This window comes from Streptomyces sp. NPDC031474 (genome assembly GCF_055581185.1).
The window spans coordinates 401,947-418,647 of record NZ_JBVIJX010000011.1 but is presented as its reverse complement, the minus strand read 5'-3'; the positions used below and the strand labels follow the sequence as shown (position 1 = coordinate 418,647).

The window sequence follows — 16,701 nt, the reverse complement described above, 5'->3', positions numbered from 1 at the left end:
AGCGGTCCCGATGATCACGGGAACCGCTCCCCTCACGGCGTCCTACTTGGCGCCCGCCGCACCGCGGCGGATGCCGAGGCGGTCGACCAGCGCACGGAAGCGCTGGATGTCCTTCTTGGCGAGGTACTGCAGCAGGCGGCGACGCTGACCGACCAGGATCAGCAGACCACGACGGGAGTGGTGGTCGTGCTTGTGGGTCTTGAGGTGCTCGGTCAGGTCCGAGATCCGGCGCGACAGCATGGCGACCTGGACCTCGGGGGAGCCGGTGTCGCCCTCCTTCTGGCCGAACTCGGTGATGATCTGCTTCTTCGTAGCGGCGTCGAGCGGCACGCGTACTCCTCGTAGTCTTTTCAGGGCCACCGAGTGCCCCCGGTCTGTGTCTCGGGGGAGCTTCCGTTACTCGGGAGGCGGGGATCCGCTGGGCGCGACCTCCAGAGCCTTCAGGGAGTGCCTGAGGGTTCTTCCGGGGGTGCGTACACAAACGGCCGTCATTGAGGGTACCAGGCAGTCGGGGGCGCTCTCGCACGGGTCCGCGAAAGCCGGAGGGCGGCGCAAAGGCGGCCACTAGGGTGAGCGCACAGATCGTTTTCGTACGTCGGGAAGGGGCCGTTGCGGCATGGCGGAGACGGAAGAGCAGATCAAGGCGCGCAAGGAGCGGGAGCGGGACGAGCTGTACGCGCTCGACATCTCCGGCGTCGAGTGGAAGTGCGCTCCGGGCACGGAGGAGCACGAGGAGCGCGTCGAGATCGCCGAGCTGCCCGACGGGGCCGTGGCGATGCGGTCGTCGCTCGACCCGGAGACGGTGCTGCGGTACACCGAGGCGGAGTGGCGGGCGTTCGTGCTGGGCGCCCGGGACGGCGAGTTCGATCTGGAGCCGGCGCCGCACAACGGGGGTCTGGCGGCGGAGTAGCACGGTCGCCCGGAAACGGGGGCGCCCGGAAACGGGGGCGCACAGGGGTGGACCGCTGGAGCAGCCGTGACGGCGATCGTCGCGGCTGCTTCTTCGTGCTCGGCCCGCGGGTCAGCCGGTCATCGAGCGGGCGGTCGCGTACACGTCGAAGACGGCCAGGGCCAGCGGTACGAGGGTCAGCAGGACGAAGCCCTCGGCGATCTCCGTGAACCGGCCCCAGAACGGCGTGAGACCGCCGCGCGAGGTGATCAGGCCGACCGCGGTGACGATCGCGGAGGCCGCGGCGATCGCGGCGACGAGCCAGATCGTACGGATGTCCAGGTCGGCGCGGTCACCCGTGAGGGCGGCGCGGATCGCCGAGTGGGGCGGGTCGAGGGCCAGGCCGAGGCCGAGCAGGACGAGGGAGGCGAGGCCCGCGGCCAGCACGGGCGCGACCTGGGCGGTGTAGCGGAAGAGGTGGGCGCGCATCAGCAGGGCGATGCCCGTGGCCAGCGCGAGGAGCTGGGCCCACACGTCGTCGGAGAACCCGAGGACCGTGCAGGCGCCGACGGTGATCACCGCGCAGCCGCCGACCAAACCCACCAGGAGTTCGTGGCCGCGGCGGGCCTGGGCGGCGATCCGCTCGGCGTCGACCGGCTCGCGGGGGGTGGGGTCGGTGCCGTAGGCGCTACGCGTACCGGAGTCCGGGGTGTCGAAGCCGATCGGCAGGCGGGCGAAGCGCATGGACAGGCCGGGCAGGAAGGCCAGGGCGCCCACGCCGACGGGCGCGCACAGGGCGGCGGTCTCGGCCGGGGTCCAGTGCGCGAGGGTCGCCGCGAACACCGCGGCCAGGCCCGCGCCGGAGGCGACGACGAAGGCGACGAAGGGGCCGTCGCCGCGGGGGGAGCACAGAGTGAGCAGCACCGAGGCCAGCAGGACCGCGGCGCAGGCCAGCAGGAACTGGAGTTTGCCGATGCCCTGGCCGTCGGCGAGCGGGAGCAGCCCGGAGCCCGCCACCGCCACGCTTGGCAGGGCGCCGAGTCCCAGGGCGACGGCGGAGCCGCGGTCGTCGTAGACGCGGGCCCGGACACAGGCGAGGGCGACCAGCAGGACGCCGACAACCGCGGCGAGGACGCCGGGCAGGCTGTTCATGTCGTGGTGCGGGTCGCCGGTCCAGGCCACGAAGGCGAGCAGGGCCGGCAGGACGCCTCCGCCGACGAGGCCTGCGGCGCGCGTCAGGTCGCCGTTCCACAGGGTGTGCTCGCGCGTCACGGCGGAGGCGACCGCCTCGGACACGTCGTCGAAGACGGCGGGCGGCAGCGACTCGGCGAAGGGGCGCAGGGTGAGGAGTTCGCCGTCGAGGATGTGCTGGGCGGCGAACGAGCGTGAACTGTCGAGGACGGCGCCGTCCCGGCGGACGAGGTGGTAGCCGACCGGGGCGCCCTCGGCGGGGCTCTGCCGGGAGAGCCTGAGGATCTCCGGGTAGATGTCGGCGACCGGGACGTCGTCGGGCAGCGCCACGTCGATCCGGCTGTCGGGGGCGACGATGGTGACCCGGCAGAAGCCGAGCCCCGTCGCCGCCGCGGGAGCGGTTCCGTTGCCGCGCCCTTCTCCGGTGGCTGCCGCGGAGGCCGCGATACTCACCTGCTGCTCCCCCTCAGTGATGGTTCCGCGTCGACGGTGTGAAAGTGCGGTGTGGAGTCCCGCTCCGGTGCGTGCGCCGGGCCGCCCGCGGGTGTGCTCACGCGAACATCCGGCACCCTACCGCCCTCCGGTCGCAGGGTCAGTCAGTAGGATCACGCGGCGGCCTGCGTCCGCCTGACACGGGGTGGCGGACGGTACTTCGGGGGCCTCGCAAGGGGATTGGTGAGCAGTGAGCCATATCGTCGTGAAGCGTCCGCCACGGGCGCTGCCGTCCGAGGTGCCCATGGGCGAGGTCGTGCTGCAGCCTCCGCCGGAGCTGCCTCGGGGGCATCAGGAGAGCGTGCTGATGCAACTGCTGCCGACGCTCGGCATGGGCGGCTCGGTGGTCTTCTTCTTCACGAGCGGGCAGCCGTTCATGAGGATCATGGGCATGGTCATGATCGCCTCGACGGTGGCCATGTCGATCGCGATGGTGGTGCGCTTCCGCCGCGGCTCGCAGGGGCAGTTGGCGGACATGCGCCGGGACTACCTGGGCTATCTGGCGCAGACCCGGCGCACCGCGCTCGACACCGCGCGGGCCCAGCGGGACGCGCAGTACTACCTGCACCCCTCCCCCGAGCAGTTGTGGGCGCTGGTCGCCGAGGGCAGCCGGGTGTGGGAACGGCGGCCCGGGGACGAGGACTTCGCCCAGGTCCGCGTGGGCCTGGGCGTCCAGGCGCTGGCGACCCCGCTGCTCGCCCCCGAGACCGGCCCGGTGGAGCAGCTGGAGCCGCTGACGGCGGGCGCCCTGCAGCGCTTCATCGCCGTCCACGACAGCCTGGACGACCTGCCGATGGCCGTGTCGCTGCGCGCCTTCTACCACGTCACGGTCAGCGGCGAGCCGCGGTCGGCGCGCTCCTGCGCCCGTGCCCTGGCCGGTTCGCTGGCGGCGCTGCACTCGCCTCAGGACCTGGTCCTCGTCGTCGCGGCGGGCCGGGAGGAACTGCCGCACTGGGACTGGGCGAAGTGGCTGCCGCACGTCCAGGCCGCCGGTGCCGTGGACGGGGCGGGCAGCCGCCGGCTGATCGGCGCCGACACCCGTGAGCTGGAGCAGCTGCTCGGGGCGCGGCTCGCCGGCCGGCCGCGGTTCCATCCGAACGCGGCGCCGCTGCCCGACGAACCGCACATCGTCGTCGTCCTGGACGGCGTCTCCCTGCCCCCGGACTCGGTCCTGGCCAATGCCGAGGGGCTGCAGGGGGTGACGGTGCTCGAGATCGTCCCCGGGGAGCTCACCGGGGCGGGCGGCGAGCTGGACATCGTCGTACTGCCCGGCGCGTTGCGGCTGGAGTCGGCGCACGGGGCCGTCTACGAGGGGACGCCCGACGCCCTCTCGCCGGAGTCCGCCGAGGCGCTCGCCCGGCAGCTCGCCCCGCTGCGGATGGCCTCCGGCGGGGACGACGACGAACCGCTGCTGGCCAACCTGGAGTTCACCGACCTGCTGAGCCTCGGGGACGCGGCGTCCGTGGACCCGTCGCGCACCTGGCGGCCGCGTTCGCTGGCGGAGCGGCTGCGGGTGCCGATCGGGGTGGGCGAGGACGGCCGTCCGGTGATGCTGGACCTGAAGGAGGCGGCGCAGGAGGGCATGGGGCCGCACGGGCTGTGCGTGGGCGCCACCGGTTCCGGCAAGTCCGAACTACTGCGCACCCTGGTGCTGGGCCTGGCCGTCACCCACTCCTCCGAGACCCTGAACTTCGTGCTCGCCGACTTCAAGGGCGGCGCGACCTTCGCCGGCATGGCGCAGATGCCGCACGTGGCGGCCGTGATCACCAACCTGGCGGACGACCTGACGCTGGTCGACCGGATGGGCGACTCCATCCGGGGCGAGCTCAACCGCCGTCAGGAGCTGCTGCGGGACGCGGGCAACTACGCCAACATCCACGACTACGAGAAGGCGCGGGCCGCGGGCGCTGCCCTGCAGCCGATTCCCTCCCTGGTCCTGGTGATCGACGAGTTCAGCGAGCTGCTGACGGCGAAGCCGGACTTCATCGAGATGTTCGTGCAGATCGGCCGGATCGGCCGCTCGCTCGGCGTGCACCTGCTGCTGGCCTCCCAGCGTCTGGAGGAGGGTCGGCTGCGCGGCCTGGAGACCTACCTGTCGTACCGCGTCGGTCTGCGGACGTTCTCCGCGGCGGAGTCGCGGGCGGCGCTGGGCGTGCCCGACGCGTACTCGCTGCCGAACGTGCCGGGTTCGGGGTTCCTGAAGTTCGGCACGGACGAAATGGTGCGGTTCAAGGCGGCGTACGTGTCCGGGGTCTACCGCTCGGGCGGTCAGCGGGCGGCGGCGGGCGGCGGCCCGCTGCCGCTGGACCGGCGGCCGGTGCTGTTCACCTCGGCCGAGGTGCCGGTGCGGTACGCGGCCGTGCCGCAGCAACTGGGTTCCGGGGACGGTCCCGAGGTCGACGAGGCCCTCGCCGACACCGTCCTCGACGTGATCGTGCGGCGGCTGGAGGCGCAGGGCCCGGCGGCGCACCAGGTGTGGCTGCCGCCGCTGGACAGCCCGCCGTCGCTGGACGCGCTCCTGCCGGGGCTCACCGCAGTGCAGGGCCGCGGACTCACCCAGCCCGGCTACGAGGGCGCGGGCCGGCTGGTCGTGCCGGTCGGTCTGGTCGACAAGCCGTTCGAGCAGCGCCGCGACTCCCTCTGGGTGGACTTCTCCGGCGCGGCGGGCCACATGCAGATCGTCGGCGGCCCGCAGTCCGGCAAGTCGACGCTGGTGCGCACGCTGATCTCGGCGTTCGCCCTCACCCACACACCGCACGAGGTCCAGTTCTACGGCCTCGACTTCGGCGGTGGCGGCATGGCGACGGTGGCCGGCCTGCCGCATGTCGGCGGGATCGCCTCGCGGCTGGACCCGGAGCGGGTGCGGCGCACGGTCGCCGAGGTGTACGGCGTGCTGACCCGCCGCGAGGAGTACTTCCGCTCGGCCGGAATCCCGTCGATCGCGGACTTCCGGGCCAGGCGGGCGCGGGGCGACATCTCGGTGACGGACCAGCCATGGGGCGATGTGTTCCTGGTCATCGACGGGTGGGGCAACTTCCGCGCGGACTACGAGGCGATGGACCAGATCATCCACGAGATCGCGGCGCGCGGCCTCGGCTACGGCATCCACCTGGTGCTGACCGCCTCGCGCTCGATGGAGGTCAGGGCCGCCCTCAAGGACCATCTGATGAACCGCCTGGAGCTGCGGCTCGGCGACACGATGGACTCCGAGATCGACCGCAAGGTCGCCGCGAACGTCCCGGCGGGCGTTCCGGGCCGCGGCCAGTCCCCGCAGAAGCTGCACTTCATGGCGGCGGTGCCGCGAATCGACGGCCTCACCTCCGACACCGACCTCTCCGACGCCACCCAGGCGCTGGCCACGGAGGTCGCCCGGCACTGGCAGGCCCCGGCTGCTCCAGAAGTACGGCTGCTGCCGCGCGAGTTCCCGGCCGCCTCGCTGCCGCCGGGGAACCGGTTCCCGCGCCGCGGCGTCGCCTTCGCCCTCGACGAGAACGCCCTCGAACCGGTCTACGTCGACTTCGAACAGGACCCGTTCTTCCTCGTCTTCGGCGAGAGCGAGTCCGGCAAGTCGAACCTGCTGCGGTTGCTGATCAAGCAGTTGACGGAGCGGTACTCGGGCGACGAGTGCAAGCTGTTCGTCGTCGACAACAGGCGCTCCCTGCTGGACGTGACCCCGTCCTCCCACCTGGCCGAGTACATCCCGATGTCCAACGCCATGGAACATCACATGGCCGCGCTGGCCGACCTGATGCGACGCCGGACGCCGACGGCCGACGTGACGGCACAGCAACTCCGCGACCGGAGCTGGTGGCGGGGGCCGACGGTGTTCGTCGTCATCGACGACTACGACCTGGTGGCGACGTCGAGCGGCAATCCGCTGGCCGGACTGACGGAACTGCTGCCGTTCGCCCGGGACGTGGGCGTGCGGTTCATCGTCGCCCGGTCGACGGCGGGCGCGGGACGGGCGTCGTACGAGGCGTTCATGCAGCGCATCAAGGAACTGGGCGCCCAGGGCGTGGTGTTGGCGGGCGACCCCGGAGAGGGGGACCTCCTGGGCGGCGTACGGCCCCGGCCGATGCCTGCGGGACGGGGGGTCTTTGTGTCGCGGCGGCGGGGGAAGCCGTTGGTGCAGGTGGGGTGGGTGCCGGAAGGAACGGATGGGCGGGCGTAGTTGGCGGGCCTCGCTTCACCCGCCGTCCAGCCGTGCACGGTGAGTTGTGGAAAGTATGGTGAGATCCGTGAACTCACTTGAACCGAGTTCACGGATCTGGCTGCTAGGAGCGGGCGTGACTGTCCCGTTCGGCGGGCGGGTTTCACGGGGACACGGGGAAGGGGTTCACGCGTGGCGTGGGACGAGTGGGAGCAGATGAAGGCCGCGGCGGCCGATCAGCATGCCACCCGGATGCAGCTCAACCAGTACCCGGCCGACCAGGGCGGGGACGGTACGCAGGGAGACCTGGTGGCCGGCCACCAGGACCTGGAGGCGGTCGGCAAGGCGGCTCACGACCTGTTCGAGGACTTCACGACCTACAGCGGGCACGCGCGCGTCGCCTCCGCGGCGGCCGCGGGCGGACTCAAGGGTGAGGGTTTCGCTCTGGGTGCCGCGCTTGACCATGTGACGGAGCGCTGGAGCGAGCAGACCAAGACCCTGCTGGACGCCTGCGCCCACATCTCCAACCACCTGCGCTTCACGAAGAACCAGCACGCCGCCGACGACTCGTACATCGCCGGCGCGGTCAGCAGCATCGCCACGCTGGAAGAGGGCTTCGACGACCGGAAGGGCCACTGACGCCGATGGACCTCGACGCCCTGCGCTACGGGGATTTCTCCAAGCTCGGTGAAGCGGTCACCGACTGGGAGCAGATGACGAAGAAGCTCGCGGACCTGCAGAAGGACGCGGAAAGCAACCTCAAGGCCAAGGCAGACACGGCCAAGTGGGCCGGCGTCAACGCCACCGTCTCCCGCGAGTTCATCACCAAGACCGCCGCCGAGTTCGCCGACGCGCACACCCAGGCCGACTCCATCACCAAGATCCTCAGCGACACCCGCGGTGAACTCGTTGGTTTCCGAACTCAGTTGAACGACGCGATCAGGCGGGCCGCGGAGCAGCACCTGACCGTGGTCGACACCGGTGAGGGCACGTTCACCGTCGCCGGGAACACCCGGCCCGACTGGGCGTCCGACCCCAGCGGGAAGACCGGTGTGACGGATCAGAAGGTAGTGGACGCCTTCCGTGACGAGATCCAGGGCATCCTGACCAAGGCGACGCAGAGCGACACCAGCGCCGCGAAGGTCCTGCGGCTGCTCGTCGACCAGGCCAAGTACGGCTTCGCCGACGCGTCCTATGCAGACCGGGATGAGGCGGCCAAGGCCGTCGCCGCTGCGGAGAAGCTGGCGAAGATGGCCAAGAACCCGGCTGACATGAGCCTCGACGACATCAAGGACTTCAACCGCACGATGGAGCTGTACAACGGCGATTCCCTCTTCGCGGAACAGTTCGCCACCCGCCTCGGCCCCAAGGGGACGCTCCAGTTCTGGACCGAGATGACCTCGGCACACGCCGGTGCCAGGGGCTCGGAGCTCGAGACGATGAAGAGCCTCCAGAACAATCTGAGCCTCACCCTGGCCACGGCGTCTTTCTCGGACTCGGACGCCATGCAGGACTGGAAGAAGGACCTCATCGCAGAACGGAACACCAACTTCCGTGCCGCCAACTCCTTCAGCCCGATCGGGGCTCTGGGGTCACAGGTCATCAGCAGCCTGATGCGGGAGGGGCAGTACGACACGGAGTTCCTGGACGACTATCGGGAGAAGGTATTCAAGGCGGACAAGGGCGCGGGGGAATCGAACACCGATGCTCTATGGGTGAAAGGGTACGACGCCCTGGACCTCGTCTTCGGCGACGGCAACGGCCGGGACCCGCTGGAGGGGCTGTTCGAGGGCTTGTCTCACAACCCCGAGGCGGCAACGCATGCGTTCGAGTCCAAGTCAGACTTGGATCACATGTTGGGCACAACCGTTTACACGGACCGGGGCGAGTCTCTTGGGCATGCCCTGCAGGCTGCCGTCACCGGAGTTGCCATCGGTGACTACTCTTCCACAGCTCCGCCGCACAGCGCCGCGCAGGTGCAGATCATGGCCAACATCATGAGCGCGGTGGCGCAGCCCGGCGGAGGCGCAGACCTAGTGAGCAAGGGGCTGGGAGAAAGCTTCGGGAACATGGCGGCTTCTTATATGCCGGAGATCAGCCGAGCCTTCGCGGGCCCCAACGCTGCGGTGTTTCTAACCACCAGCGACCTTCCCAAGGGGCTGGGACCAGTGGACGTGGCCAGGTTCCTTTCCGCAGTATCCCTGGATCCCGATGGAAGGGCCGGCATCATCGTCGGAGAAAGTGTTTACACTAGCGGCCTCCTCGATGCACATCTTTCGGACCCGTCCCTGTTCGACGGTCCTCGAAACACAGTCCTTGAAGAAATCGGCAGAAATGCAGGAATTATCGAGGGCATCGTCGGTCATTCCGTTGCGGACGAAAATGTTCAAGCCGCAGTCGACGGCGAGAAGGACTACAACGAGTCTCTAGAAAAGAAGGGTGATTTTGTCAAGACGTGGCTGGCAACCGGCCTGGGATATGGATCCGTATCTCTTTTCCCCGATACACACATAGGTGGGGCAACCGGTGCTGCGGTCGGCGGATTTGCCGGAGGGGCCATCGGCTTGGCTGTCGATCGACTCCTCGAGGGACAGGAACTGGAAGGCGCACGGGACGAAGCCCTGTATGCCAGCGCCAAGGACCTCTACGCGATGCGCGATTCGGTCAACCAGCAGACGCAATGGTCGGTCGAGGACGCCCTTGAACAGCACCACACGAATCTACCAAAGGACGGCACAGCAAACACCGTCCGCGTAGCCGTCAACGATGGCTGGAACGACGCCAGTAATTTCCTGAGCGACTCCAAGGATCGTCCGCATGACTGAGGATGCTCAGAAAAAGGAAAGGGAATGGGCCGCGACCAAGGCGAGCGCGAAAGGATTTCTCATCTGTCTGACGGTGCTCAGTCTTGTCGGCGCTGTAGCCTGGTTCGCGTTGACAACAGGGCTCGAACGCCTTCCGTCGAAGGTTTGCGACGGGGCCGTCGAACGTGATGTGGTGGTCCGGGTGCTGCCGCGTACGCGAACGGCGGAGGAGCGCGCAAGCCAGCGACACGAGGGGGAGCGCCTCATGTTCTCCTGCAACATCTACACCAGCGCGGATCCGATTCTTTCCGGCATGGCGCGCGTTGAAGACGTTTCCCCGGGGAAGTGGCTCGACTTCTACGGAGGCGCAGGAGAGCGCAAGGTCATTCGAGCCTCCTTCAACGGCATCGAGGCTTTGGCCGAGCTTGACGATGACAGTGGCAGCTCGCATATCTACGTCCCCTGTGTTCCTGAAGGGATTCAAACACAAAAATCAAACGAGCCCTACGCGATCACCGTTGAAGCGGGCGTGATCGGAGAAGGCAGAGTCTCCGGAGCCACACTGCGTCAAGCCGTGACTGATTTCGGCTACCAACTAGCCAAGCACTCCTACAAACTGGCTGGATGTCAGAACCCTCGCAATTTTCCCGAGGAACTGCCTCGCTACGACAACGAGTGAGGGGAGCGATCCTATGAATGACGAAGAGGTCGTCAGGCAGTTCGACGGGCGTGGCCGGGTCCAGTTGCGGCTCGGTCAGCTGGATCCCGAGCGGAACCGCCGCGTCGTGAAGATCGCTCACGCTCTCGGCTACCGACAGATCACCTCCGGCAATCTGAACCGCTGGGACGTCAGTCGCCTCTATGAACGCGACGACGCCCCCGACGCCCGGCGACGCGCCGAGCAGACCATCGCACGGCTCCGGGCCGGCGGCCCGGTGCTTCTGGCCACCGAACCGCCCCCGCCTCCGCCACCTCCTCCAGCCCCGCCGCTCACGCCTCGGCAGTCGCAGCCCCGCCCCCGGCGGTCCCTGGAGCCCCAGCCGCCCCCACCGGTGGCCCCATCCACGTCCAGGATCCCGTCTCGGCCGCACTACCCGCCCCGACCATCGAACCCGCCGCCTCATCCGGAGGCACCTTCCCAAGAAGACTGAACTGTTTGAGTGCCGCCGTGTGTGATGGTGCCCAGATCCCCTCAGCAGCAGGCGGAACCACTCACATTCACTGCGGCACCGCCGCCATCGACAAGGGCCTGGATCGGGCCGCCCCGTCGGCCCGATCCAATCCACTCGGTAGACGCTCCGTGTCAGATGTCAGATGTCAGACGTCAGGCGCCCGCTCGGACGGGGTGCCAGCGCTCAATGGGTCGCCTCCTGCGACGGGTGATGGCAGGCGCAGCTGCAACGGCGTACCAGCAGTAAGCCCCCACCGTGCGGGAGCGGAATGTCTTGCAGGCGGCGGCACGAGACGTGCACGTCCTCGTACCCGGGCCGACGCGCCAGAGTGCATTCCGGCGACAACTCCCCTGCCTCCCTCGCCGCTCAGGCAGACCGCGCGCTCACTGCTCACCCCCGGATCGGCCGGACGGGGGCAGGACGGTGAGCACGTCCGGCTGCGGCGGGTAGTACACGGCGCACAGCTTGCACGCGTAGACGACGAAGCCGGGCCCCGAGTTCTGGTGGACCACGCCGACCACGATCGGGGCCTCGGTCGTCACGTGGCAGCGCACGCACATCCGCACCGGCGGGCGGGGCGTCTTGGGTCCCGTCGCCATTACGCCGCTCCCTCCACGCCGGTGACATGCCGGTCAAGGTCGAACCCGAAGTCCGCCGCCACGCCCAGGGCCACACGACGGCGCGCCTGCCTCGCCTGCTCACACTCCCCTTCCCGGTGAGCCCGCTCTGCCGCGAGCACGTACGGGCGGACTGGAACGGTGGAGGCTCCATCGAGGGGCTCGATCAGCCCGTACGGGGAACGGGACGCGGGGAGCCGTACGGCCACGGTGCCGGACCTCTCGGGAATGCGGCCGTGGGCCGCCGGTACCGCCGAGCGTGTACTCGCCCTTCGCCGGCCGGTGCCGGGCGCGAACACGCCCAGGATCCAGCGCAGCAGCGCGTGGATAATGCTCACTGTCATCAACCTCCGTTTGGGTTGGTGGCCATGCCCCCGGACGGCGCCCACCGTCGCGGGGGTCTTCTACTGACATTGACTGTACGCCAACTTAGTACGTCTTAGCACGTCTCTTCACGTAACAAGACGCCCTATGCTGGCTTGAGCTGGCCTTTTACGCTCCAGGGCATGATAGAAATCGACCGGGAGAGCATCGTTCCGATGTACGTGCAGCTTGCTTCCGCCCTGCGCGAGCGCATCCGACGCGGCGAGATTCCGGTTGGCCGCCGCATCCCTTCTCACTTCGAACTGGAGCAGGAGACGGGCGGAGCAGTCAGCCGTCGAACCATCAAGTCCGCCATCGAGGCACTACAGGCCGAGGGAATCGTTCAAGGAGTCCAGGGCAAGGGTGTGTTCGTCATCGCTCTGCCAGCCGACACGTCCGAGGACGACAAGGTCGACGACTGACAAGCAGGTCACTGCTTCAAGGTGCCGGAGACGATGGAGGACCCATTACGCCTTCACCGACGCCTCTTGCTCTCCGGCGCGCGCCGAGGGTTCCGGACGACACAGCACAACACCAGGGTGGGCACCTCCCGTGCGTGCCCACCCTGGTGTTGCGAAGTACCTTCTTGCTGCTACATGAAGTAGCTGGCGCCCTTCAGGTCGCCGCCGCGGTAGTCACCGCCGGCGCCGTGGACCTTGTGCGAGATCTGGAGCAGCGCCGCGTGAATGCCTCGGGCGTGCTTGTTCCACTCCTCGCTCTTGCTCTGGAACTGCTGGAACGCCTCGCCGCCCCAGCCCGAGGACACGTTCAGCACGGCCTGCCTCAGCGCCTCGAGGTCTTCCTCGAGCTTCCTGGCCTGGTCGCCGAGCTCGGTGGCGAGCGCGTCCATGGTGCCGTAGGTGACGGCGAGTTCCTCGTAATGAGCTCCGGATCCGGACATGTTTCCCTCGTTTCTCTGAAGACTTCAGCCGGACTTCGCGGTCCGGACAACGGTGTGGTTCAGCGCGACCAGTGGCTCGTGCTTATCAGTAGCTGTTGAGCGCCGAAGTCTTTCCGCCGAGATCCTCGACCGAGATCTTGGTCATGTCGGCCGTGATCTGGTCTTCGAGGTTCTGCTTGTCGGTCTTGGTCATGTGGATGCCCTCGAGGAAGTCGTCGAGCATCTTGCCGATCGCGGCCATGTGGCCGTTGATTTCCGTCTGCTTGGTGTTGAACGCATTGGCTCCCTGGCCGGTCCACGCCTTCTCGATCATGTCGATCGTGCCCTGCAACTTCGCGAGGGAGCCCCTGATGTTGTCGTAGCGATCGATGACTTCCTTCTGGAGCTTCTGTACATCGCCGTCATTGAGCTTGCGGTCGACCATTTCGGCACTCCTTGTCGTAAGCCGTGGTTCGTTCTGCGCGCCTCGCTGCGCCAGAAGCGTTGTGTGTGACCGGTCGTCGTGCGTGGGTCGTCATGCGCTTCGCCGTGAGCGGATCAGCGCGAAGGCGCCACCCCCGATCACCAGGACAGCCGCCGCGGCTCCGAGCGCAACCCACAGGGTGGTGCTGTCGGAACTGTCGGAGGTTGATCCTGCCGAGGAAGTCTGGCCGTCTGAAGTGCCCTTCGAGGGCTGTGGCGGGGTTGATGCGGAAGCAGAAGGTGAGGTGCCTGTCTTGTCCGTGACGCCCGCCGCGTTTTCCTTGGCGAGGGGGTCGGTGGTGGCCGACCCGGGGTTGAAGTTGGCGTTCTCCAGCACCTTGCGTGGGCGGATCAGTCCGTATCCGAGGTACGTGCTCGGGTCGTTCTTCGCCCAGTCGCGGCCGGCAGTGTCGATCAAGCTGGCGAGGACCTGGTTGGCGGTCCACTTGGGGTGAGCGGACCAGACGAGGGCGGCGGAGGCGGAGGTGATGGCAGTGGCCATACTCGTTCCCACACCGTCGCAGTACGAGCGGAAGGTGGCGTCACACCACGTTGGTATGTCGAGTCCAGGAGCCGCCAGGTCGACGTAGTTGCCGTGCTCCGAGAACTTTCCGACCTTTCCGGACTCATCCGAAGCGGCAACGCCGACTACATAGGGGTAGGCCGCCGGGTATCCGATGAAGTTCTTGTCCTCGGCTTTATTACCTGTGCTGGCGATCATCAACTTCCCCTTGGATTGGGCGTACTTGATCGCCGCCAGGACCTCCGGCCTTTCGATGTCTGAACCGAAGGACATGCTGATGATTTTGACGTCACTGTCAGCGATGACCCTGATCACAGTCGGTAGTTGAGGAGCTTTCTTCTTTTCGGCCTCATTCTTCAGCCCTGTGAGTGCGATCCGGTAAGGAATGATCTTCGCCCCTGGTGCAAGGCCCTTCAGACCACCACCGGCACCGGTGCCGGCGATCAGCTCCGCCATACTCGTCCCGTGGCCCAGGTAGTCCTCGGTCGCCTTGTAGCCAACAGCCTTCGGCACCTCGCCAACAAGCACCTGTCCCTTCAGCGAAGGGGTGTCGGGGTTGACTCCCGTATCGACAACGGCCACCTTGACACCCTTGCCAGTACTTACCTTCCACATCTCGTCGGCCTTCATCGCTGACAGGTACCACTGCTGTGACTGAACGTCTGCGGCGAACGCGCTCGGAGCCAGACCTGCCGACAGGACTGCCAAGGCACCGAGCGCTGAACAGACGGCGGAAACCCGTCTCCCGTATTGTCCCGCGAAAGACGCGCTCCGCCCGCCGCGTCGGCTGCTCCCTGACACCATGCCTCTGTCTGTCCTCGCTCTTGTCCGGTCAGTCGGTCGCCGACGACTCATCGCGCCGTTTGTCACGGCGCGAACGTTTCTCGCCTGAACCCTGGTTGCGTCCAGAACCACGCGCCGCGCCCGGGCCACCGAGCATGTTTCCGTTGTTACTGCTTCCGGAGACTCGTCCCTTCGGCGTTCCGACCACACCGCCGGGACTACCGACGGGGCGGCGAGCCGCCTGTCCCGCGCCCGTGCCCGTCGTCGGGCCTGATGTCCCGATCACCCCACGCTGGCCGGGCCTCTCGCCTGCGACACGCGAGGTGGGTCCGCCCTCACCGCCGACGACGGTGCCGCGCGGCAACCTGGAACCGTTGGCACCGGGGGCACCCCCGGCGACAGGCCTCCCGCCGACAACACCATCGCCGGTACGTCCGGCGCCGGTGCGCCCAGCGCCCGGGCGTCCGGGATTCGTGGCGCCCACGCCGGTGACGGGACCACGTGGTACACCGCCAGTACGTCCTGCCGCCTGCCCGCCGGTCTTCGGCACTCCGCCGACCACGCCTCGCCCCATGGGACCAGTAGCGCGGCCGCCTGTCTTCCCTGTAGCAGCGGTACGTCCCGTCTGCCCGATGGGGCCGGTTCCCGTACGCCCTGCCGCGGTGCCGCCCGGCATACCGCTTACGCGCCCCTGCGCTGAGGTGGGAGGCCTGCTCCCCGGTACACCGCCGAACCCTGAAGTGCGCCCGGCCGCCCCTCGGAAAGTGGAAGGTACGCCAGTGGGTCCAAAGGGAGGAACCGTCCCCGCTGGAGTCGCGTTGGGACCTGCCGGCGAGGGTGGCGTGACGGTCGTCGGCTTCGCGGTGTCCTGCGGAGGCAACGCGCCGACGCTGTCGATCGCCGTACCCACATGCCGTTCCGGAGCCCTGACAGAGTCGTCCACGCCGTTGTGCGGTGACGGCAGGTCGTCCGCGCGTGATCGTTCCGTCCCAGTGTTCACAGAGTGGTGGCGCGTGATTCCTGAATCAGCCACGTCGGAAAGCGAACCATGCCCCGTCGGCGGTTTGTCCGGATCCCCAGGGGACGGATCCGGCGCCGGCACCCCCACACTAGGCATCTCCGGAAACACCGGCTCCTCCGCCAGCTCCATCATCCCGCTCGACACCGTGTAGAACGAGGCCAGTCGGTACATCTGGTTGATCGCCTCTTGGCGGTCCTTCTCGGCCGCGACCGCCGCCGCGTAGTCCTTGTTGCCCTCGACTCGCTGCGGCGTCGGAATGTCGTCGACCTTCTTGGGGTCGATGCGGTTGTCGCGCGGCGGCATCGACTTGCGTACCGAGGCGAGGCCGGAGCTTGCTGCCAGGACCTGGGTGCCCACCTCGTCGGTGTAACTGGCGAGGGCGAGAGCCGTGGTGGTCAGGTTCATGCCCCAGGTGTAGAAGGCGGTGTGGGCCTCGCCCTCCCAGTCGACGTTGCCCAGGTTGCGGCTGAGTTCGTTGGCGGCGTCGTTGATGGCGTCCCGGGCGTCGACGAGGGCCGTGGCCGCGTTCTCCATGGTCTCCGGGCTCGCCGACTCGACGATGTCGATCATGGCGTTGAGGTCGTAGCCCTCGAAGCTGGTCTTGCCGAAGCCGCCGGGGCTGCCGGCGGGCGGGGGGCTGATCACCGCGGCCTTGTTGACGGCATCGTCCACGCCGGTGTTCTGCTGGGCGGCGTCCTGGCGTTCCGCCTGGTAGTGGTCCGGCTTCTTCTTGTCGCCGCTCATCAGTACCCCGCGTCCGTGTGGTCGGCGTCGTTGGTCCGCTGGATCTGCTTGTTCAGCGTCTCTTCCCGATCCCGGTTCACCTCGGTGCGGATCTCGTGGAACCGGTAGCGAAGCTCCTCTTCGAGGTTGTCGAAGGTGACGTCCACGCCGTGCACGGCGATCTGCATCGCCTCCAACTGGAGTCCCAGCGACTTGGAGAGCGCCGTGATGCGCTCATGGACGCGGGCGTACTGGAGGTGGAGAGCCTTTGCCTCCGGGAAGTGCCCCGCGCCGAACGTGGCCTCCGACAGGTTGTGGTCCCCGACCTTCGCCGAGCCGCCCGCGGATTTCTCGAAGGCCGTGAGCAGGTCGTCCACCCGCTTCTTGAACGTCGACAGCGCCATGTAGCCACGCCGTACGTCGGCGGCGCCCCCGCCCATGTCCGCAGGAATCACGACAGCCCATCTCCCCGTTTTCCGCTGCCCGTCCTGAGCAGCTCAGCCCACGCCTCTCAAGTGTTCATGACCGCAACACAACCACTGTAATGACTTCCTCTGACAGCCCCAACTGCCCTATGCAACAACCGTGCTACCACCTACGCGCATTCAAC

15 protein-coding genes are annotated in these 16,701 nt (G+C 68.0%); 6 read left to right on the top strand and 9 right to left on the bottom strand.

Annotated features, from left to right (window positions below):
• Positions 1-42: 42 nt before the first annotated feature.
• Positions 43-330 (bottom strand): 30S ribosomal protein S15, encoded by a 288-nt coding sequence (gene rpsO / locus ACZ5SK_RS25390; RefSeq protein WP_003993372.1) that lies wholly within the window; start codon positions 328-330, stop codon positions 43-45.
• A 286-nt stretch (positions 331-616) separates the two neighbouring features.
• Between rpsO and ACZ5SK_RS25385 the strand changes: the two genes are divergently transcribed.
• Positions 617-910, top strand: coding sequence for a DUF397 domain-containing protein (locus tag ACZ5SK_RS25385; protein WP_079659129.1), 294 nt, complete (start codon positions 617-619; stop codon positions 908-910).
• A gap of 111 nt (positions 911-1,021) precedes the next feature.
• Here ACZ5SK_RS25385 and eccD read toward each other — a convergent pair whose 3' ends face one another.
• The gene (gene eccD, locus ACZ5SK_RS25380; protein WP_468417622.1) at positions 1,022-2,533 is read right to left on the bottom strand and encodes a type VII secretion integral membrane protein EccD; all 1,512 of its coding nucleotides are present in this window, start codon (positions 2,531-2,533) and stop codon (positions 1,022-1,024) included.
• A gap of 229 nt (positions 2,534-2,762) precedes the next feature.
• Between eccD and eccCa the strand changes: the two genes are divergently transcribed.
• The 4 genes from eccCa (at position 2,763) to ACZ5SK_RS25360 (ending at position 10,205) form a co-directional block, all read left to right on the top strand.
• Positions 2,763-6,743 (top strand): type VII secretion protein EccCa, encoded by a 3,981-nt coding sequence (gene eccCa / locus ACZ5SK_RS25375; protein ID WP_468576620.1) that lies wholly within the window; start codon positions 2,763-2,765, stop codon positions 6,741-6,743.
• A 171-nt stretch (positions 6,744-6,914) separates the two neighbouring features.
• The gene (locus ACZ5SK_RS25370) at positions 6,915-7,361 is read left to right on the top strand and encodes a hypothetical protein (protein ID WP_334576730.1); all 447 of its coding nucleotides are present in this window, start codon (positions 6,915-6,917) and stop codon (positions 7,359-7,361) included.
• Between the two features lie 5 nt (positions 7,362-7,366).
• Positions 7,367-9,547 (top strand): hypothetical protein, encoded by a 2,181-nt coding sequence (locus ACZ5SK_RS25365; RefSeq protein WP_334576731.1) that lies wholly within the window; start codon positions 7,367-7,369, stop codon positions 9,545-9,547.
• Positions 9,540-10,205 (top strand): hypothetical protein, encoded by a 666-nt coding sequence (locus ACZ5SK_RS25360; protein WP_334576732.1) that lies wholly within the window; start codon positions 9,540-9,542, stop codon positions 10,203-10,205. Before ACZ5SK_RS25365 ends, ACZ5SK_RS25360 begins: the two co-directional genes overlap by 8 nt.
• A gap of 876 nt (positions 10,206-11,081) precedes the next feature.
• Here the strand turns inward: ACZ5SK_RS25360 and ACZ5SK_RS25355 are convergent.
• Positions 11,082-11,297 carry a hypothetical protein gene (locus ACZ5SK_RS25355; protein WP_457494140.1) on the bottom strand — a complete coding sequence of 72 codons (216 nt, stop codon included), beginning with the start codon at positions 11,295-11,297 and terminating at the stop codon, positions 11,082-11,084.
• Positions 11,297-11,659: a hypothetical protein gene (locus ACZ5SK_RS25350; RefSeq protein ID WP_468576619.1), complete on the bottom strand. Its 363-nt coding sequence runs from the start codon at positions 11,657-11,659 to the stop codon at positions 11,297-11,299. The genes ACZ5SK_RS25355 and ACZ5SK_RS25350 overlap by 1 nt, the downstream gene beginning before the upstream one ends.
• A gap of 162 nt (positions 11,660-11,821) precedes the next feature.
• Between ACZ5SK_RS25350 and ACZ5SK_RS25345 the strand changes: the two genes are divergently transcribed.
• A complete protein-coding gene (locus ACZ5SK_RS25345; RefSeq protein WP_399465600.1) occupies positions 11,822-12,100 on the top strand; it encodes a GntR family transcriptional regulator in 279 nt (92 codons plus the stop codon).
• A gap of 170 nt (positions 12,101-12,270) precedes the next feature.
• On the opposite strand, the gene ACZ5SK_RS25340 is transcribed toward ACZ5SK_RS25345, so the two are convergent.
• The 5 genes from ACZ5SK_RS25340 to ACZ5SK_RS25320 all read right to left on the bottom strand — a co-directional run bounded on the left by ACZ5SK_RS25340 (position 12,271) and on the right by ACZ5SK_RS25320 (position 16,546).
• On the bottom strand, positions 12,271-12,579 hold the full coding sequence (locus ACZ5SK_RS25340) for a WXG100 family type VII secretion target (protein WP_334576736.1): 309 nt from the start codon (positions 12,577-12,579) through the stop codon (positions 12,271-12,273).
• Positions 12,580-12,664: 85 nt separating this feature from the next.
• Positions 12,665-13,003, bottom strand: coding sequence for a WXG100 family type VII secretion target (locus ACZ5SK_RS25335; RefSeq protein ID WP_319347728.1), 339 nt, complete (start codon positions 13,001-13,003; stop codon positions 12,665-12,667).
• Between the two features lie 90 nt (positions 13,004-13,093).
• Entirely contained in the window at positions 13,094-14,194 is a 1,101-nt protein-coding gene (locus ACZ5SK_RS25330) for a S8 family serine peptidase (RefSeq protein WP_468576618.1), read from the bottom strand.
• A 202-nt stretch (positions 14,195-14,396) separates the two neighbouring features.
• Positions 14,397-16,112 carry a WXG100 family type VII secretion target gene (locus ACZ5SK_RS25325; RefSeq protein WP_468576617.1) on the bottom strand — a complete coding sequence of 572 codons (1,716 nt, stop codon included), beginning with the start codon at positions 16,110-16,112 and terminating at the stop codon, positions 14,397-14,399.
• Complete coding sequence (locus tag ACZ5SK_RS25320) at positions 16,112-16,546, bottom strand: hypothetical protein (RefSeq protein ID WP_334576740.1); 435 nt, start codon at positions 16,544-16,546, stop codon at positions 16,112-16,114. Before ACZ5SK_RS25320 ends, ACZ5SK_RS25325 begins: the two co-directional genes overlap by 1 nt.
• Positions 16,547-16,701 lie beyond the last annotated feature (155 nt).